Origin of the sequence: Streptomyces sp. NPDC096205, from assembly GCF_044763135.1 — a bacterium.
Taxonomy (GTDB): Bacteria; Actinomycetota; Actinomycetes; order Streptomycetales; family Streptomycetaceae; genus Streptomyces.
This window is the reverse complement of record NZ_JBIWFS010000007.1, coordinates 345,619-364,254: the sequence shown is the minus strand read 5'-3', so window position 1 is coordinate 364,254 and position 18,636 is coordinate 345,619. Positions and strand designations below refer to the sequence as shown.

The window sequence follows — 18,636 nt, the reverse complement described above, 5'->3', positions numbered from 1 at the left end:
TTCATCGCCCTGGGGAGAGGTGCGCCCAGGTCTCCCGTACCGGGCGCAACGGGTCGGACTCGACGCGCGGGGTGTCGTCCCAGAGCATCGTTTCCCGCCCTTCGGCGGTGTACGGCGGCCAGGACGGGCCCGGATCCAGATCGCGTACGAAGGCGACCCAGGCGGCGTGAAGGGTGTCGGCCAGCTGCTGCGGCGGGTCCTCGCCGAGGGCGGCGGTGACGCCTTCGGCGTCGAGCAGGTCGAAGGCGAAGGGCAGGTCCGTGCAGTGGTACGCCAGGCCCTCGAAGCCCGGTGCGGTGGCCGCTCGCGTGAACTGGTAGAGCCAGGTGGGCCGTCCCCGCCGGGCCCGGGCCTCGGCGACGGCAAGCGTGGGCGCGCGGAAGACCGTGTCGGTGACCGCCTGGCCCCACAGGAGACCCGGCCGGCTCGCGTACGCGGCGTGCGTGTCGAGGAAGAGCCGGGCGCGCCGTTCGTCGAGGCCGAAGGCGGCGAGCATGCCGGACGGGTCGTCGGCGACGGGGCCGGGGTGCGGTACGGCGTTGAACTCGTGTGCCGTGAAGCCGGCCATCAGCGGGATGTCCGCCCCCATGTCGCCGTCGGCGAGCGTCTCGGGCACCGGACGCGGGACGAGCTCGCCGTCGGCGAAGGGCGCGAGGGCGAGCATCTGCAGCTGTGCGCGGTCGGGTCCGGGAGCGCAGAGGGCGTCTTGGTGGGCGAGCAACTCGGTGTCGGTGAGGCCCTGGAGCGCGGCGGCGGTCGCGGGCACACCGGTCCGGGCCGTGAACAGCCGGCCGACGGCCTCGGCCGTCGCCCGGTCCTGCGGCTCCATCACGGCGCCGGACACCGAGATCGCCGCCCTGAACAGGCCCTGGGCGGCGGGCGTGGCGAGCAGCGTCTGGACGGCTCCACCGCCCGCCGACTGGCCGGCGACGGTGACCTTGGCGGGGTCGCCGCCGAAGCAGGCGATGGTGTCGCGCACCCACTCCAGGGCGGCGATCCAGTCGCGGACGCCCCGGTTGTCGGGCGCGTCGGGCAGGTGGAGGAAGCCCTCGATGCCGAGCCGGTAGCCGAGCGAGACCAGGACGACGCCGTCCCGGTTGAAGGACCTGCCGTCGTACCAGGGACTCGCGGCCGACCCGGCGACGAAGCCTCCGCCGTGGATCCAGACGAGGACCGGCAGGCCGGCGGTGGGGGAGGGGTCGGGGGTGAACACGTTGAGGTTGAGCGTGGACGCACCGGGGACGCTCGGCTCGGGGATGGTGGTGACCTCGGCGAACGGCCGGCGCTGCGCGGTCGGCCCGTAGGAGGTGGCGTCGAGGACGTCGGTCCACGGCTCGGCCGGCCGGGGTGCGGTGAACCGGAGTGCGCCGACGGGCGGTTGGGCGTAGGGAATGCCGAGGAAGCGTACGCCGGTGGCGTGGCGCTCACCGCGTACGGGGCCGTGGGGCGTGCGCACGGTCACGGCGGGTGTGGCGGAGGGGTCGGGCATGAGGGTCTCCACGGTGGGTGGGCGGGTCAGGAGCGCGGGGCGTCGTGGGTGACGTAGTGCTTCAGCCGGGCGAGGTCCCTTGCGCCGTCGGTCCGGGCGCCGTAGGTGCGGTCGGCGGTGATCGGGGCGACCGTGATGTGGCCGCGCTTCAGCAGGGCGGTGGAGTCGGCGTCCGGGACGGTCTCGGTGCACGGGTCGCCGGGGCGGTCCGGGCACACGCCGAGCGTGATGTCGTAACTGTCCACGTCGCTTCGCGGCTGGGGCTGGTAGGCGTGCCAGACGACCTGTCCGTGTCCGACGCTCGTCCACACCGGGGCCTCGGCCGGCCGGCCGGCGCTCACGTCCGGGTGGTCGACCTTGACCGCGAAGCGGTCGGTGAACAGGTTCCGGTCGCGCATCCCCGCGAGGAAGGCGGCGGCGAAGCGGGCGTGCGCCCGGTAGTTGACGACCGGGAACCGCGTCTGGGAGGCGTCGCCGGACGAGGAGAGGGCGACCGCGGGGACGCCCTGGTCGATGGCGGCGAGGGCGGCGCCCACCGTGCCCGAGTCGTTCACCTGGGCGCTGACGTTGGGCCCGGAGTTGATGCCGGTGACCACCAGGTCGGGGCCGTCCGTCCAGCCGGCCTTCGCGGCGAGGCCGGTGCGCAGGGCGAACTTGACGGTGTCGGCGGGGGTGGCGCTCGGGGTGTCGGGGCCGCAGGGTCCCGCCGACAGGCAGATGCCGTAGACGGGCGACCCGGAGGGGGTGCCGGCGCAGTCGTTCTCGTAGCCCTCGGGCATGCGGGTGCGCCGGGCGAGGGTGAGGGTGCCGCCGTTGGTGACGGCGGTGCCCTTGCCCGACTGCACCTGCCAGGGCGCCATGACGACGACGTCGGCGCCGGCGTCGCACAGGGCCTTGCGGATCTCGTACAGGCCGAGACCGTCGGCGTGCGAGGGTCTCGCGGCCTGCATCGAGTCGTCGTTGGACACCAGCACGCGCAGGCCGGCCAGCGGCTGTGAGGCACGGCTGGAGGTGCCGGCCGCCGTGGTGGCGGCGAGGTCGTCCGGGCCGGCGGCCGCACCGAGCGACGACAGGACGGCGCCCGTCACGCCGGCGAGGACGAGGGTGGTGCGCAAGGTGGTGCACAAGGTGGTGCGCAGGGTGCGTGCCATGAGCGGTCTCCTTGGCGTCGAGCGGGACCGGGGGCGGCTCCGGGTCAGGGCGGCGCCGCCCCCGGTGGTCGGGTGGGCGGCCGGGACGGTCAGATGTCCGGGCCGGTGTCGTAGGGGAAGAGCGGGTCGGGACGGTTGAGACGTCCAGGCCGGCGTCGTAGGGAAAGAGCGGGTTGGGACGGTCAGATGTCCAGGCCGGTGTCGTAGGGAAAGAGCGGTCGGGACGGTTGAGACGTCCAGGCCGGCGCCGTAGGGAAAGAGCGGCCCGGGAAGGTCAGACGTCCAGGCCCGCGCCGTACGGGAAGAGCGGGTCGGCGGTGTCGTGCGGCACGTCGGGGCGGGAGTTCTCGACCGCGGCCATCGAGCGGGGCATCTCGAACGGAAGGCGTCCCTCGGCACGCGCGCGCCCGAAGGCGACGTCCAGCAGCGCCTCGTCGCTCGCGCCGTAGTCGGCGACGAGCGCGGCGCACCGCTCGGCCACCTCGGGGACGACGGCGGGCCGTTCGAGGTGGAGGAACACGATGGTCGGCACGGTGTCGAGCAGCCGCAGGACCGGCTTGAGCTCCTCCTCGGTGAAGTCCAGCCGCCCGGAGTGGAACAGCGCCTCGAAGCGGTTGTCCCGCCGCTCGTACGGCGTGTGCAGCCGCAGTACCGCCAGGTCCGCCTCGGCCGCGTCGCCGACCACGTCCCCGTACCGCGCCGCGGTGCGGGCGTTGATGCCCTCCACGTACAGCTTCGGGCGCCGCGAGGTGACCGGCAGGGTCCGGTCGCGGTTCACCAGGACGGTCAGCGAGCGGCGCTGCGCGGCCTCGCCGGCCCCGCGGAACTCGCTGTTCCCTACGATCTCCTCGGCCAGGTCGGGGTCCACGTAGGGGTGGTCGAAGAGGCCCAGGACGAACTTCTCGCGCAGCAGGCGGCGTACGGAGAGGTCGAGGCGCTCCTCGGCGATACGGCCGGAGCGGACCAGGTCCACCACGACCTCGGGGCACGCCTCGCCGCCGAACTGGTCGGCGCCCGCGTCGAGGGCCTTCGCCGCGCGCTCGGCGACCGTGAGGTGCTCGACGCCCCAGGCGCGGGCCTGATGCACCTCACCGAAGATCTCGTGGTCGGTGAGCAGGCCCCAGTCGGTGCAGACGATGCCGTCGAAGCCCAGCCGCTCCCTCAACAGCCCGGTGACGACACCGCGGTTGAAGCCGAAGCCGACCTCTTCCCAGTCGGTGCCGACGGGCTGCCCGTAGTACGGCATGACCTGCGAGGCTCCGGCGGCGAGGGCGGCCTTGAACGGCTCCAGGTGGTACTCGCGCATACCGCCCGGGTAGATCTGCTCCTTGCCGTGCGGGAAGTGCGGGTCCTCGCCGTCCTTCTGGGGGCCGCCGCCGGGGAAGTGCTTGACCATGGTGGCCACGCTGGACGCGCCGAGCGTCTCGCCCTGGAAGCCGCGGATGTACGCCTGGACCAGCTCGCTCGTCAGCGCGGCGTCGGCGCCGAACGTGGCCGACTGACGCGACCAGCGCGGCTCGGTCGCCAGGTCGATCTGCGGGTGCAGGGCGACGCGCAGGCCGACCGCGAGGTACTCGCGGCGGGCGATGTCGGCGAAACGGCGGACCAGTTCGGGGTCGCGGACGGCGGCAAGCCCGGTCGGCTCCGGCCAGGCGGAGAACGCCCCGGCGCTCATCGACGCGCCGATGTTGGTGGTGAAGGAGTGCCGGGGGTCGGTGGAGACGGTCACCGGGATGCCCAGACGGGTGCCGGCGGCGAGCTCCTGGACGGTGTTGTGCCACTGAGCCATCTGCCGGGGCGCTGCCGTGCCGAACAGGTTGAAGTGGCTCATCAGCTTCGAGCGGATCGCGCCGGTGGTGTCCGCGGGCACGAACGCCTCGTCGCCGTCCTCGACGGGACGGCCGTCGGGGTGCATCGGGAGCACGGTGTGGAAGAGCAGCCCGGCCTTCTCCTCCAGGGTCATCCGGGCGAGGAGGTCGGCGACACGGTCGTCGACGTCGCGGGAGGAATCCTGGTAGGGATGACCGTCGTTGCGGGCAGGGGGAAGCAACTGTTTCTCCGATGGTGAGGTGGTCGGCGCGTGGGTCAGCGCACGCCGCGGATGGGGACGACCGCGAGGGCGCCCAGGATCGTGATCACCGCGCCGGTGACGAAGAGCGCGGCGTAACCGCCGGGCGAGGCGACGACCAGCGAGGCCATGAACGGGGCGATGATCTGGGGGCCCGCGTTGGCGATGTTCAGTACGCCCATGTCGCGGGCGGCGTCCTCCGCGCTGGGCAGGACGAGCGTGACCAGGGCCGTGTCCACCGCCATGAAGCAGCCGAAGGACAGACCGGTCAGGACGCCGAAGACGAGCATGCCGGGCCAGGTGGGGCTGAGTACCGGGATCATCATGCCGATCGCGGTGAAGGCGCAGGACAGCGCGATGAACGGCTTGCGCCGGCCGATGCGGTCCGAGAGCGTCCCGCCGATCACGGTGGACAGCAGGGTGCACACCGCGCCGATCGGGGAGAGGATCGCCACCGCGCCGGCCGGGGACAGTCCCTCGGGCAGGTCGATGTGGTCCTGGAGGACGTACAGCTGGTAGAGCACGACGGCGAAGTAGCCGAGCATCAGCAGGAACCTGCCGATGAACGCCCACCGGAAGTCCCCGGACCTCATCGCGGAGCCGAACGCGGCCAGTTGGCGCCCCAGAGCGGCCGTGCGGGCGGCGGGGAGCTTCCTTTCGCGGACCAGGGCGGTGAACAGCACGGCCACGGCGGCGACGACCGCGCCCAGGACGAGATAGCCCGTGCCGACGTCCTTCGGCACGAACGCCGACGCGACGGTGACGCCGATGATCGTGCCGACCGGGGTGCCGATGCCGACCATGGCGGAGGCCAGGCCCCGGCGTTCCATCGGCACGCGGTCGGGGACGACGGCGGTGATGGCGGCCTGGTAGACGTTCATCGTCGCCTGGACCAGACACCACCCGACGGTGACCAGCAGGATGCCGCGCACCGAGCCGAGCAGGGCCAGAGCGCCGAGGGCGGCGAGTCCGCCGCCGAGTATCCAGGGATTGCGCCGCCCGGAGCGGTCGGACAGCAGTCCGGCCAGCGGGTTGAAGAGGGTCGCGAACACGGCGGCGACGCCGGAGACCAGGCCGAGGTTGGCGACCTTGTCCGCCGGGTCCAGCGCCTCGACCTGCACGGGCAGCAGCACCTGGCCGACGCCCATGTAGACCATGAACATGGCCGTGTTGCCGAGGGCGAGGAGGCTCAGCAGCCCGCCGAGTCGCCCGGCGGGCCGCTGGACAGGGGTCTCGGCCTCGCCGGCCGGCTCCTGCGGTTCCGTCGCGGGTACGTGGTGGGTCTCGGGTCTGGATGTGCTCATGTCCAGCCTCCTCAGTGGCGGCTCTCGCGGGGCGGGGCAAGCAGAAGGGGTGACCGTGACGTCGACGGCGCCCGGTGCAGGTGACACGTGTCATCTCCGGGCCGGGGCGTACCACGGTCATGGGGGACGGGAGAGGTGCGTCACACCGTGTGGGCGAGCACAGAAAACCACGAAACCCGAGTGGCTAGTAGGTTTTCGGAAAGTGACCCACGTCACGTCGTCGCGGGTGGTGCGACCGCCGGACTACGGTGATCTCCATGGATCGGACGAACGGCGGTCACGCCCAGAACGGAGCCAGGACGCGCGGCCCCTATGCCGTCGGCGACGAGCGGCGGCGGCGCATCCTCGACGCCGCCGTCGAGCACTTCGCGCAGTGGGGCTTCCACGCCTCCTCCCTGGCCCGCATCGCGAAGGAGGTCGGCGTCACCCAGGGCGGTCTGCTGCACCACTTCCGCAGCAAGGAGGACCTGCTCGTCTCCGTCCTCGAACGCAGTGAGGAACACGATGTCGAGCAGTTCTTCACCACGGAGTTCGACTCGGCTGCGGACTGCTTCCTGCGGCTGATCGACCTCGTCGCCTACAACAGCCGCCGCCCCGGCCGCACCCGGATGTTCAACGTCCTGGTCGGCGAGTCCTCCGAACCCGGGCACCCCGCCCACGCCTTCTTCAAGCGCCGCTACGACACCGTCGTCACCCGGCTGGCCGACACCCTGCGCACCGCGGTCGGCACGGGCGAGCTCCTCCCGGACACCGACTGCACGGCGACAGCCCAGGAAGTCCTCGCCGTCATGGACGGACACCAGCTCCAGTGGGCCCTCGCCCCGGACTCCGTCGACATGGCACAGCGGCTGCGCGTCTACCTCGACCGGCTGTACCGGTCGATCTCCGCCAGCGGAGCGGCGCTGCCGACGCAAGGGGCCTGAGTCGGAGAAGCGATGGCACGATGCCTCGAAGCACAGGGCGTACAGCGGGGAGCGGGGCGGGATGGGGCGTGGGGAGCGGGAGGTCGTCGGGCGGGCGCTGGGGCTGGCGGAGGCTGCCGGGCGGGTCGTCGGGGATCACGAGCGGGCTCTGGGCGGGGTGCGGGAGGCGCTGCGGCCGATCCAGGAGGAGCTGGTCGAGCGGGAGTTGGACACCATCTCCGTCGCCCGGCTCAAGGAGGTGACCGAGGGGCGGCTGCGGCTCGGGGAGCTGGAGAAGGGCGGGTTCCGTACGGTCCGGGCCGTGCTGGACGCGGGGCCCTATCGGCTGCGGCAGACGCCCGGGGTCGGACAGCGTACGGCGGACCAGGCGTTCGCGGCGGCGCGGCAGATCGCCGACGCCGTGCGCGAGACGGTCGCCGTACGCATCGATGTGGACCGGCCCGAGCCGCGGACGACCGCGCTGGTGCGCGCCCTGCACGTGCTGGTGGAGGCCGGACCGCAGGCCCGGCGCGCGGCCGAGACCGGTACGGCGCTCGCCGCGCGGCTCGGCGGACTGCTTCAGGAGGCCAAGCCCGCGACGGGCGCGCTGCGGATGCTGTTCGCCGGGAGGGCCGGACGCCGGCGGGCGCTCGAGGCCGTCGACGAGCTGCGGCACCTCGTCGACGAGGCCGAACGGGACGGCGTACCGGAGCTGTTGGCGCAGGCCTCCGTCGACCTGCTGCGCGGCCCCGACACCGAACTCGCCGCGTGGGTCGACTTCGAACTGCGCGCCTCCGAGTACTACGGCCTGCTCGCGGAGATCTCCGGCCGCGGCCCCGACAGCGCGGCGGCCGAGGGCTTCCTGCCCGACGACGTCGCCGCGCGGGTGCGGGAGCAGCGGCTGGACGACGGGCATGTACGCGTGTCGCTGCGCGGCTACCAGGCGTTCGGGGCGCGGTTCGCGCTCGCCCAGCGCCGGGTCGTCCTCGGCGACGAGATGGGGCTCGGCAAGACCGTCCAGGCCATCGCGGCGCTCGCGCACCTCGCCGCCGAGGGGCAGAGCCACTTCATGGTGGTCTGCCCCGCGAGCGTCCTCATCAACTGGACCCGCGAGATCGAGGCCCGCAGCAGCCTGCGGCCGATGCCGCTGCACGGGCCGGACCGGCAGGAGGCGTTCGCCGACTGGAAGGGCCGCGGCGGGGTCGCCGTCACCACGTTCGACGCCCTGCGCGGCTTTCCCACGCCGGGCGGCGGCGAACTCGGCATGCTCGTCGTCGACGAGGCGCACTACGTCAAGAACCCGCAGACACGGCGTACGGCGACGGTGACCGCGTGGGCCGAGCGGTGCGAGCGCGTGCTGTTCCTGACGGGCACGCCGATGGAGAACCGGGTCGCCGAGTTCCGCAACCTGGTGCGGATCCTGCGGCCCGACCTCGCCGAGGTCGTCGACGGCCAGGACTCACCGGCCTCGGTGGCCGGCTCCAAGGCGTTCCGCAGGGCGGTCGCGCCCGTCTATCTGCGCCGCAACCAGCAGGACGTCCTCACCGAACTGCCCTCCCTGCAGCGCACGGACGAGTGGGAGGAACTCAGCGCCTCCGACGAGGACGCGTACCGGCAGGCCGTCCGGGACGGCAACTTCATGGCCATGCGGCGGGCGGCGTACGCACGCCCCGAGCGGTCGGCGAAGCTGCAACGGCTGCGCGAACTGGTCGGCGAGGCCGCCGACAGCGGGCTGAAGGTGGTGGTCTTCTCCACCTTCCGGGACGTGCTCGGCACGGTCCAGCAGGCGCTCGACACGGCCCCCCTCTTCGGGCCGATCACCGGCAGCGTGCCGCCCGCGCGGCGGCAGGGAATCGTCGACGAGTTCTCCGCCGCGTCCGGGCACGCGGTGCTGCTCGCGCAGATCGAGGCCGGCGGGGTGGGCCTGAACATGCAGGCCGCGTCCGTGGTGGTGCTGTGCGAGCCGCAGATCAAGCCGACCGTCGAGCACCAGGCCGTCGCCCGCGCCCACCGCATGGGCCAGGTCCGCCCGGTGCAGGTGCACCGGCTGCTGGCCGCAGGAGGTGTCGACGAGCGCATGGTCCGCATGCTGGAGAACAAGTCCCGCCTGTTCGACGCCTACGCCCGCCGCAGCGAGGTCGCCGAGTCGACGCCCGACGCGCTGGACGTCTCCGACGTGTCGCTGGCCCGCCGGATCGTGGAGGAGGAGCAGGCCCGGCTCGGCATGACGGCGACGGAGCCGGTGTAGAGCACCGCGAAAGCGCCCCTCACACCGGGCACCTCAACCCCGCACCCCTCACCCGCACCCCCTCACCCCCCTCACACCCGCCCCGTCACCTGCCGGCACGCCTCCGCGTACGCCCGTACCAGCGGCCTGCGCCCCTCCTCGCGGCGCCACGCCAGGGCGTACCGGGTGGGGCCGAGGCCGGTGACGGGGCGGGTGGTGACACCGCCGAGGGTGATCAGGGGGGCGTTGCCCTCGGCGATCAGACAGACGCCGAGCCCGCCGACCAGCGCCTCGTACGTCTCCTCCGTGCTGGCCACCTCGGCACCGATGCGGGGCGCGCCGCCGTCGCGGGCGTCGACGCCGAGCCAGAAGTCACGCAGCCGCCCGGCACTGCGCGGCAGCGCCAGGAACGGCTCGTCGGCCAGCTCGGCGAAGTCCACCTCGGTGCGCCCGGCGAGCGGATGGCCGTCGGGCAGGGCGAGCAGCCGCCGCTCCTCCACCACCACCGTCCAGGCGTACCGCTCCTGGTCGGGCAGCGGCAGCCACACGAACGCCACATCGGTGTCGCCCTCGGCCAGACCCGCTGTCGGGTCGTCCCAGGTGATCTGCCGCAGCCGTACGGCCGCCTCGGGGTGGGCGGCGGTGAAGCGGGAGCGGATCGCCGGCAGCAGGCCGCCGCGCCCGGGGCTGGTGCTCATGCCGACGCGCAGGGTGCTGCGCTCGGCCTCCCGGGCCTGGGCGACGGCGGCCGAGCCCGCCTCCCAGGCGTCCAGGACCCGCCGGGCGTGGGGGAGCAGCGCGCTGCCTGCGGCGGTCAGTTCCACGCCCTGGGTGTCGCGGCGGAACAGCTTCACGCCGAGCTGCCTCTCCAGTGCCCGGATCTGCTTGCTCAGGGCGGGCTGCGACACGTACATCCGTTCGGCGGCACGCGTGAAATGGAGTTCTTCGGCGACCGCGACGAAATAGCGCAGGTCGCGTCCGTGTACGTCCGTCGTCATAGCCATCGGTTATCACGGTAGATCTTGGACGTCCGGCTGTCTGCGGAGCAGGGTGGTGCGTGAGGGGGAAGCACGGGTAACCGACAGCAAGCGACAGGACCAGGACAGCCGGCCCGAGCGCCGGCAACGAGGAGATCCCCATGAACAAGGTGTGGTTCGTGACGGGCGCGACCAGCGGGTTCGGCCGGGCGATCACCGAGGCGGCCCTCGCCGACGGCGACATCGTGGTGGGCGCGGCGCGCCGGCCCGAGGCCCTCGACGACCTGGTGGCCGCGCACCCGGACCAGCTGGAGACGCTGGCCCTCGATGTGACGGACACGGTGGCCGCCGAGGAGCTCCTCCAGGACGTCGTGGTCCGGCACGGACGGATCGACGTGCTGGTGAACAACGCGGGCCGCACCCACGTGGGCGCCTTCGAGGAGACCACCGACGACGAGCTGCGGGACCTGTTCGACCTGCATGTCTTCGGTCCGGCGGCGCTGGTGCGGGCGGTGCTGCCGTACATGCGGGAGCGGCGGTCGGGCGCGATCGTACAGATGTCCAGCATGGGCGGGCAGATGTCGGTGGCGGGCTTCGGGGCGTACAGCGCGACCAAGTTCGCGCTGGAGGGCATGTCCGAGGCGCTCGCGGACGAGGTGCGGGAGTTCGGCATCAAGGTGCTGATCGTCGAGCCGGGCGCGTTCCGCACCTCGTTGTTCGAGGGCGGCCGGGCCGGGGAGAGCGAGGACACCGGCGTCTACGGCAAGGTCAACCAGACCCGCGCCTTCGTCTCCGGCGGCCACGGCGCCCAGCCCGGCGACCCGGCCAAGCTGGCCTCCCTGCTGATCGCCGCCCTGGAGGCCCCCGTGACCCCGCTGCACCTGCCCGTCGGCGAGGACGCCGTCTCCGCGGTCCTCGACCACCTCGACCAGGTCCGCGTCGATGTCCAGGCCTGGGAGAAGCGCGCCCGGGACACGGCCTTCGACGACGACTGAGTCCCGGTCAGATTCCGCGCACCCAGGCCACGCTGAAGGGCTTCTCGGGCACCCCCGGCCCGAACGGGCCGCCCTTGTCGAACTGGGAGCGCACCACCAGCAGGCGCCCCCGGTGCCGTACGAGCGTGGTCGGGATCTGCAGCGCCGGGTCGGTGAGGGTGCGCTCCAGGCGGGCCGTGCGGCCGTCCGGGGAGAGGTGCCAGCGGGTGAGGGTGTTGGTCGCGTTGTGGGCGACCCACAGCGTGCCGTGGGCCAGGGCGAGCCCGTCGCCGTGGCGCAGGTCGCCGCCCAGCAGCTCGACACGGCGTACGGCACCGGTCGCGGGGTCCACCCGGAACAGCTCGCCCACGGGCATGTCGACCACGAACAGCCGGCGGCCGTCGGTGTCGATGCCGTTGAGGCTGAAGGGCGAGTCGGCCGGGCGCGGGGTCAGAGCGCCGCTCAGGTCGTGGGCGACGCGCAGCACACCTCGGCCCCCGCGCGCCACTTCGGCCGGAGTCACGCGGTAGAGCACGGCGCGCACGCTGTCGGTCAGATACGCCGTGCCGTCCGCGGTGACGGTGAGGTCGTTCACGAAGAACGGCGCCGTGCCCGGCACGTCGAAGCGCGCCAGCAGGGCCCGGGTGCGCGGGTCGTAGACGCATACCCCGGCGGTGGAGTCGGTCACCCACAGCCGGCCGGCCCCGTCCACCCGCAGCCCGTTGGCGGTGTGCCGCCCGTCGGTGCCGGCGGGCAGCAGGATCTCGGCGGTGCGGTGTCCCGGCCGGGCGCGATACACGGTCCCCTCGGCGTACGAGCCGACGTAGACCTCTCCCGTGCGCGGGTCGAGGGCGATGCCCTCGGGATAGACGCGGTCGCCGGGGAGTTCATGGGCCGTGGTGATCCCCGTAACGGCGGCTCGGGCGGAGCCCGGTACGGCGACCGCGGCGACGGCTGCCGCGGTGGTGGTCAGGAACGTGCGGCGGTGGATCGTACGGGACACGTCGGTGCCTCTCGTGAGAGCTGCTCGCTGATGACGAACACGAACTTAAGTTAGAACTCTAATCCTCGTCAATGTATTAACCCCAGTAAAGGCATTAACCCCTGCATGCGCGACTACCATGCCCGGATGACCTCCATGCCCGCCTCCGAGCGTCTCGGCTCCCACCTCAAGCGGGCCGAGCAGGCGCTCAACGCGACCAAGAACGCGGTGCTGAAGCCGGCGGGCCTCACCGTCGCGCAGTACGCGGCGCTGCTGTATCTGTCGGAGAACCCCGGCATCTCGGCCGCCGCGCTCGCCCGGCTGTGCGGGGTCACGCCGCCGACGATGAACACGGTGCTGAAGAACCTCCAGGACCGGGCCCTGATCGAGCGCACCCCGCACGCGTGGCACCGCAATGTGCTGGAGACCCGGCTGACCGACGAGGGCCGCACGGTGATGCGGGACGCGGACGAGCGGGCCGTACGGGTGGAGCGGGCGCTGGCCGCCGAGTTCACCGAGGAGGAGCGCGAGGCGCTCGTCGGGCTGCTCGGCCGGTGCGTGGAGCTGCTGGAGCGTGAACGGCCGTAGCTGACGGTCGATCATGTCCGGTGCATGGCACGCCTGTTACATCCGTGCAGGACCCTTGTGCAATTCCTGCGGAACCCTCAATCTTTCGGCTGACGCACAGGAGCGCCACAGCGGATTGACATGTCCCTGCCGCGCCCGCGGGTGTCTGCTCGATGAACCATCCCCCACCAGCAGCGCACCACCGATTGAGGAGGACCCCTCAGATGGCAGCGATGCGTACTCCCGGCGGAACCCCCCGACGAAGACTGGCCGCGATCGGTGTGGCGGCGAGCGCCGCGCTCACCGCGGGTCTCGTCTCCGCCCTGCCCGCCGGAGCGGCCCCCACCGCCCCCGAGGGCCGCATCCAGTACGAGGGCGCGGCGAACGCCGTCGCCGACAGCTACATCGTGACCCTCAAGGCCGACCGCGCCCGCTCGGCCACCGCCGCCGGACGCGCCGTGGCCGCCAGGTACGGCGCCGAGATCGAGCGGACGTACACCAAGGCCCTCAACGGCTACGAGATCCAGGCGAGCGAGGCCGAGGCCAGGCGCCTCGCGGCCGACCCGGCGGTCGCCTCCGTGGTGCAGAACCGCACCTTCCACATCGACGGCACCCAGCCCAGCCCGCCCTCCTGGGGCCTGGACCGCATCGACCAGCGCGCGCTCCCGCTGAACAGCTCCTACACCTACCCGGACTCCGCCGGGCAGGGCGTCACCGCGTACATCATCGACACCGGTGTCCGCATCACCCACAGCGACTTCGGCGGCCGCGCCTCCTACGGCTACGACGCCGTCGACAACGACAACACCGCCCAGGACGGCAACGGCCACGGCACCCACGTCGCCGGCACGGTCGCGGGCACCTCCTACGGCGTGGCCAAGAAGGCGAAGATCGTCGGCGTCCGGGTCCTCAACAACTCGGGCTCCGGTACGACCGCCCAGGTCGTCGCCGGCATCGATTGGGTGGCCCGCAACGCGGTCAAGCCGGCCGTCGCCAACATGTCCCTGGGCGGCGGCGCCGACTCCGCGCTCGACACCGCCGTACGCAACGCCATCGCCGCCGGTGTCACCTTCGCCGTCGCGGCCGGCAACGAGACCACCGACGCCTCCACCCGCTCGCCCGCACGCGTCACCGAGGCGATCACGGTCGGCGCCACCACCAGCTCGGACGCCAAGGCCAGCTACTCCAACTACGGCTCCGTACTGGACCTGTTCGCGCCCGGCTCGTCGATCACCTCGTCCTGGAACTCCGGCGACACCGCCACCAACACCATCTCCGGTACGTCGATGGCGACCCCGCACGTCGCCGGAGCGGCGGCGATCTACCTCGCCGACAACCCGACGGCGACCCCGTCGCAGGTGAGCAGCGCGCTGGTGAGCGCGGCCACCCCGAACGTGGTCACCAGCCCCGGCAGCGGCTCGCCGAACCGGCTGCTCTACGTCGGCGGCGGCAGCACGACCCCGCCCGGGCCGCGCTTCGAGAACACCGGCGACTACGCGATCAACGACAACGCCACGGTCGAGTCGCCGCTCACCGTCTCCGGCGTGTCCGGCAACGCCCCCGCCACGCTGGCCGTCGAGGTGCACATCGTGCACACCTACATCGGCGACCTCCAGGTCCAGCTGATCGCCCCCGACGGCACCGCCTACACCCTCAAGGGCTACGGCACCGGCGGCAGCTCGGACAACATCAACACCACGTACTCCGTGAACGCCTCCTCGGAGGTGGCCAACGGCACGTGGAAGCTGCGGGTCAGCGACAACGCCAACTACGACACCGGGCGCATCGACGCCTGGGCGCTGCAGTTCTGACGGCCTGACGGTCAGCCGCCACTGACCGCGTCACACTCGTCCTCGCGGAAGGGCTCGGGTTCCTCGACCCGGCCCGCCGCGAGGACGAGCCGTTTGTCCGGTTCGTCACCCGTGTTCCGCCTTCGGTCGTGCCACCCGTACGATGCGCCCAGCCGTACATCAGTTCTGCCGCCGAACCAGGAGCACGGTAGCCGTGTCCATACCTCCGCCGCCCGGGCCCCAGGGCCCGTACCAGCCGCCCGGGCCGCAGGGCCAGTACCCGCCGCCTCAGTGGCCGTACGGGCAGCAGCCGTATCCGCAAGTCCAGCCGTGGCCGCCGTACGGCCAGGGCGGCAGCCCCTCGGTCAACGGGCTCGCCGTCGCGGCTCTGGTGCTGGGCATCGTGTGCCTCCTGCCGGGGCTGGGCCTGGTGTTCGGGCTCGTGGCGCTGCGGCAGATCAAGCGGGGCGGCCAGCGCGGGCGGGGCATGGCGATCGCCGGAAGCGTGCTGTCCGCGGTGGGGCTCGTGCTGTGGGTGCTGTTCTTCACGACCGGCGCCGCCTCCGAGTTCTGGGACGGCGCCAAGGAGGCCGCGCGGGACAACTCCGCGGTGTTCTCGGTGAAGAAGGGCGAGTGCTTCGACACCCTCACCGGCTCCCTGGAGGGCATGGCCTACGACGTCGACAAGGTGCCCTGCTCCGGACGGCACGACGGTGAGGTCTTCGCCGTGGTCGAGCTTCCCGGCGGCGCCTTCCCCGGGGACAGCCGCGTCACCGACATCGCCGACGACAAGTGCTTCGCGCTGGAGAGCGACTACGTCCTCGACACCTGGGCCCTGCCCGAGAACGTCGACGTGTACTACCTGACGCCGACCCGGCAGAGCTGGGCGATCGGCGACCGCGAGATCACCTGCATCTACGGCAACACCGACGCCGAGGGCTCCCTGACCGGCTCGCTGCGCGCCGACGAGACCACCCTGGACGCGGACCAGCTCGCGTACCTGGAGACGGTCCGCGCCCTCGACGCCGTGCTGGAGAAGGAGCCCGAGGACTACCCCGACGAGGACCTCGAGGCGAACACCGGCTGGGCCGAGGACATGGAGGGCGCCCTCGTCGAGCAGGCCGCCGCCCTGCGCGCGCACCCCTGGCCGGCGGGGGCCCAGAAGCCCCTGGAGGCGCTCGCCGCCGAACTGGAGGCCTCCGCGGACGACTTCGGCAAGGCCGCCGGCGCCACCGACCCGGACGTCTTCTTCGAGCACTACGAGTCCGGCTACGAGGTCGTCGACGGCCCCGCCACCATCGACGCGCGCGAGGCGCTGGACCTGTCCACGACCCCGCCGGCGTACGACTACGACGACAGCTCCGGCGAGGACGGCGAGGCGGGGGACGGCTCCCTGAACGCGTAGGCGTGATCGCGCAGGTGAGAGCGTGCAGGTGTGAGCGCGGCCATAGCGGGGAGAAAGTGCCTGCGTAAAGCCCTCCCGCGGGCCTTGTCATCACATCGAGTGATTCTCTGGCCTTTGCTTGCACGGCTCAACCCACGGTTGCCACGCTGTTGCTGTCTGTACAACCTGATGGGAGCGGCCAGTGACATTCGGTGAGCAGCCGGCCTACCTGCGCGTCGCGGGAGATCTCCGCAAGAAGATCGTCGACGGTTCGCTGCCACCGCACACCCGCCTGCCCTCGCAGGCCCGCATCCGCGAGGAGTACGGCGTCTCGGACACCGTCGCCCTGGAGGCGCGCAAGGTGCTCATGGCGGAGGGCCTGGTCGAGGGCAGATCCGGCTCCGGGACGTACGTCCGCGAGCGCCCCGTGCCACGCCGTATCGCCCGCTCCGGCTACCGCCCGTCCGGCGGGGCCACCCCGTTCCGGCAGGAGCAGGCCGACGCGGGCGCCCGCGGCACCTGGGAGTCCAGCAGTCGGCAGGCCGAGGCCGGCCGCTGCGTCGCCGAGCGGCTCGCCATCCAGCCCGGCGACCGCGTGATGTGCACGCGCTACGTCTTCCGGGAGGCGGGCGAGCCGATGATGCTCTCCACCTCCTGGGAGCCCCTCGCCGTCACCGGCCGCACTCCGGTGATGCTGCCCGAGGAGGGCCCGCTCGGCGGCATGGGCGTCGTCGAGCGCATGCGTGCCATCGACGTCATCGTGGACAACGTCACCGAGGAGGTCGGCGCCCGCCCCGGCCTCGCCGAGGAACTGCTCGCCCTCGGCGGCGTCCCCGGTCATGTCGTCGTCGTCGTCCAACGCACCTTCTACGCCTCCGGGCGCCCGGTGGAGACCGCCGACGTGGTCGTCCCGGCCGACCGCTACCGCGTCGCGTACCACCTTCCCGTGAAGTAGCGCACACCAGTCCGCACGCCCGGTGAAGTGGGGCGCGCCCGTGTGGAGTTCGTCCTGCGGTGCGCCCGACGCGCCCCGGTGTGCGCCCCGTTGGTTTCGGTCGTTCTCGCAGGTCGTCCAGGGTGAGTGCGAGGGGCCGCCCGGCGGATGAGCCGCAGCGCGCGGGCGCCCTGCTCGCCGTTGTGCGCCCCGGAGTTACTGGCCGGTTGCCCACCCTTGCCATGTCTCTTTGTGAAAAGCCGTATTCGCTCCGTGAAGGTTGGGCGTAGGCTCGGGCATATGCGGAGTGCGGTTTCCTCAGCGGGCGGGCCGCGGCGTGGACCGCGGACGGGATCTGGAGGGGTGCGATGACCGAAGGCGGCACCATCGCGCTGCCCTGGCTCGTCATACGCCAGGACGACAACGGCAACCGCTACCGCGTGGGGCGTTACGCCACCAAGGCCGAGGCCCAGAAGATCGCCGACAGCCTCGACACCCGCGGCCACAAGCAGCTCTACTGGGTCGAACGGATCGGGCAGAACGGCAACGGCTCGCGGAACTGAGCCGGCGCACGCTCCCGTAGGCTCCGGCGCATGAAGGAACAGACCGTGGTCGTCGGCGCCGCCCTGATCGAGGGCGGCCGCCTCCTCGCTGCGCGCCGTAGTGCGCCCCCTGAGCTGGCCGGGCGCTGGGAGCTGCCCGGTGGGAAGGTCGAGCCGGGGGAGTCGGCGGAGGCCGCGCTGTGCAGGGAGCTGCGGGAAGAACTCGGCGTCGAGACCGAGGTGCTCTCGCGGGTGCCGGGGGAGTTTCCGCTGAGGTCGCCGTATGTGCTGCGGGTGTGGACGGCCCGGTTGGTGCCAGGGTCCGGCGAGCCTGAGCCGCTACAGGATCATGACGCGCTGCGGTGGCTGTCGGTCGAGGAGCTGTGGGACGTCGAGTGGCTGCCGCAGGATGTGCCGGCTGTGCGGGCCGTCGTTGCGATGGGGGTTTTCCCGGAGTCCCGCCGTTAAGGGTTGCTGTTCGGTCCCGGGTGCGGGTTGTCGTGGGTTGCTCGCGCAGTTCCTCGCGCCCCTATAGGGCGCCCCCCTGAAAGGGACGCTCCCCCCGTGCGCCGTTCGTGTCACCGTGCGCCTCCTTGGGCGGTAGCGAGGTCGGCATATCGGGTATGTGCCCATTAACCCCCTGAAAACGGACAGGGTGGGCTCGCTGGCTGGGAAGTGATCGGCGTGATCGACACCGAAGGCGACCGCGCCGAGTGGACGTTCCCGGCGGACCCCGGAGCCGTCCGCACCGCGCGGGCCTGTGTGCGCGGCCAGCTGCACGGCTGGGACCTCGACAGCGTCGGCGACATCACCGCCCTGCTGGTCAGCGAGCTGGTCACCAATGCGCTGCGGCATGCCACCGGCCCCATCGGGGTCCGCCTGGTGCGCCCCGCCGGGCTCCCCGAGACCCTGCTCGTCGAGGTCTCCGACCCGCTCCCGGACATGCCGCGCGAGCGCGCCCCGCGGCCCGACGACGAGAGCGGCCGGGGCCTGCAACTGGTGGCCTCCACCTCGCGCCGCTGGGGCACCCGCCCGGGGGAGACCGGCAAGACGGTGTGGTTCGAACTCGCCGTGCCGCGCTGAGGCGGCCCGCTGGACACGGCTCCACGGGGGTGGCACGGGTGTACAGCCGGAGCACTTCCGTCGGGGGCGCGATCCGGCCGCCGAGAGGTGCCCGTCGGTGGGGTTCGACGACGTGTGCGCTGGTTAGAAGTCTGGAAGTGTTCTCGCAGCACGGTCCGAAAACCAACTGGACCATGCTGTGATCGTGAACACCGTGTTGTGCGGCCCCGTTGTACTGGATACTGCGGGCAGCCGCCGCCGGTGACCGGTGCCGGACGCGGTG

The 18,636-nt window shown here is 72.4% G+C and carries 16 protein-coding genes; 10 read left to right on the top strand and 6 right to left on the bottom strand.

The genetic code is table 11. The features are described 5' to 3' along the window. Window position 1: 1 nt before the first annotated feature. The 4 genes from ACIQ6Y_RS26490 to ACIQ6Y_RS26475 all read right to left on the bottom strand — a co-directional run bounded on the left by ACIQ6Y_RS26490 (window position 2) and on the right by ACIQ6Y_RS26475 (window position 6,012). Window positions 2–1,489 carry a carboxylesterase/lipase family protein gene (locus tag ACIQ6Y_RS26490; protein WP_404042471.1) on the bottom strand — a complete coding sequence of 496 codons (1,488 nt, stop codon included), beginning with the start codon at window positions 1,487–1,489 and terminating at the stop codon, window positions 2–4. Between the two features lie 26 nt (window positions 1,490–1,515). Then, window positions 1,516–2,640, bottom strand: coding sequence for a 5'/3'-nucleotidase SurE (locus tag ACIQ6Y_RS26485; RefSeq protein WP_404042470.1), 1,125 nt, complete (start codon window positions 2,638–2,640; stop codon window positions 1,516–1,518). Window positions 2,641–2,914: 274 nt separating this feature from the next. Further along, window positions 2,915–4,690 (bottom strand): glycoside hydrolase family 3 N-terminal domain-containing protein, encoded by a 1,776-nt coding sequence (locus tag ACIQ6Y_RS26480; protein ID WP_404042469.1) that lies wholly within the window; start codon window positions 4,688–4,690, stop codon window positions 2,915–2,917. A 35-nt stretch (window positions 4,691–4,725) separates the two neighbouring features. Continuing rightward, complete coding sequence (locus ACIQ6Y_RS26475; RefSeq protein ID WP_404042468.1) at window positions 4,726–6,012, bottom strand: MFS transporter; 1,287 nt, start codon at window positions 6,010–6,012, stop codon at window positions 4,726–4,728. Window positions 6,013–6,269: 257 nt separating this feature from the next. On the opposite strand from ACIQ6Y_RS26475, the gene ACIQ6Y_RS26470 reads away from it, so the two are divergent. Beyond that, window positions 6,270–6,935, top strand: a complete 666-nt coding sequence (locus tag ACIQ6Y_RS26470) for a TetR/AcrR family transcriptional regulator (protein WP_404042467.1) — start codon at window positions 6,270–6,272, stop codon at window positions 6,933–6,935. A gap of 61 nt (window positions 6,936–6,996) precedes the next feature. Then, window positions 6,997–9,162 (top strand): DEAD/DEAH box helicase, encoded by a 2,166-nt coding sequence (locus ACIQ6Y_RS26465; RefSeq protein ID WP_404042466.1) that lies wholly within the window; start codon window positions 6,997–6,999, stop codon window positions 9,160–9,162. A gap of 71 nt (window positions 9,163–9,233) precedes the next feature. On the opposite strand, the gene ACIQ6Y_RS26460 is transcribed toward ACIQ6Y_RS26465, so the two are convergent. Next, on the bottom strand, window positions 9,234–10,145 hold the full coding sequence (locus tag ACIQ6Y_RS26460; RefSeq protein ID WP_404042465.1) for a LysR family transcriptional regulator: 912 nt from the start codon (window positions 10,143–10,145) through the stop codon (window positions 9,234–9,236). A gap of 134 nt (window positions 10,146–10,279) precedes the next feature. Here ACIQ6Y_RS26460 and ACIQ6Y_RS26455 point away from each other — a divergent pair, with 134 nt between their 5' ends. Beyond that, a complete protein-coding gene (locus ACIQ6Y_RS26455; protein WP_404042464.1) occupies window positions 10,280–11,113 on the top strand; it encodes an SDR family NAD(P)-dependent oxidoreductase in 834 nt (277 codons plus the stop codon). Window positions 11,114–11,120: 7 nt separating this feature from the next. Here ACIQ6Y_RS26455 and ACIQ6Y_RS26450 read toward each other — a convergent pair whose 3' ends face one another. Further along, the gene (locus ACIQ6Y_RS26450) at window positions 11,121–12,095 is read right to left on the bottom strand and encodes an SMP-30/gluconolactonase/LRE family protein (RefSeq protein ID WP_404042463.1); all 975 of its coding nucleotides are present in this window, start codon (window positions 12,093–12,095) and stop codon (window positions 11,121–11,123) included. Between the two features lie 126 nt (window positions 12,096–12,221). Here ACIQ6Y_RS26450 and ACIQ6Y_RS26445 point away from each other — a divergent pair, with 126 nt between their 5' ends. The 7 genes from ACIQ6Y_RS26445 (at window position 12,222) to ACIQ6Y_RS26415 (ending at window position 18,374) form a co-directional block, all read left to right on the top strand. Then, entirely contained in the window at window positions 12,222–12,662 is a 441-nt protein-coding gene (locus ACIQ6Y_RS26445) for a MarR family winged helix-turn-helix transcriptional regulator (protein ID WP_404042462.1), read from the top strand. A gap of 203 nt (window positions 12,663–12,865) precedes the next feature. Then, the gene (locus ACIQ6Y_RS26440) at window positions 12,866–14,452 is read left to right on the top strand and encodes a S8 family peptidase (RefSeq protein WP_404042461.1); all 1,587 of its coding nucleotides are present in this window, start codon (window positions 12,866–12,868) and stop codon (window positions 14,450–14,452) included. 193 nt (window positions 14,453–14,645) lie between these two features. Then, on the top strand, window positions 14,646–15,836 hold the full coding sequence (locus ACIQ6Y_RS26435) for a DUF4190 domain-containing protein (RefSeq protein ID WP_404042460.1): 1,191 nt from the start codon (window positions 14,646–14,648) through the stop codon (window positions 15,834–15,836). Between the two features lie 181 nt (window positions 15,837–16,017). Beyond that, the gene (locus ACIQ6Y_RS26430; RefSeq protein ID WP_404042459.1) at window positions 16,018–16,770 is read left to right on the top strand and encodes a GntR family transcriptional regulator; all 753 of its coding nucleotides are present in this window, start codon (window positions 16,018–16,020) and stop codon (window positions 16,768–16,770) included. A gap of 347 nt (window positions 16,771–17,117) precedes the next feature. Continuing rightward, window positions 17,118–17,312: an SPOR domain-containing protein gene (locus tag ACIQ6Y_RS26425; protein WP_404042458.1), complete on the top strand. Its 195-nt coding sequence runs from the start codon at window positions 17,118–17,120 to the stop codon at window positions 17,310–17,312. A gap of 30 nt (window positions 17,313–17,342) precedes the next feature. Continuing rightward, window positions 17,343–17,759 (top strand): (deoxy)nucleoside triphosphate pyrophosphohydrolase, encoded by a 417-nt coding sequence (locus ACIQ6Y_RS26420; RefSeq protein ID WP_404042457.1) that lies wholly within the window; start codon window positions 17,343–17,345, stop codon window positions 17,757–17,759. Between the two features lie 207 nt (window positions 17,760–17,966). Next, window positions 17,967–18,374 carry an ATP-binding protein gene (locus ACIQ6Y_RS26415; RefSeq protein WP_404042456.1) on the top strand — a complete coding sequence of 136 codons (408 nt, stop codon included), beginning with the start codon at window positions 17,967–17,969 and terminating at the stop codon, window positions 18,372–18,374. Window positions 18,375–18,636: the final 262 nt, after the last annotated feature.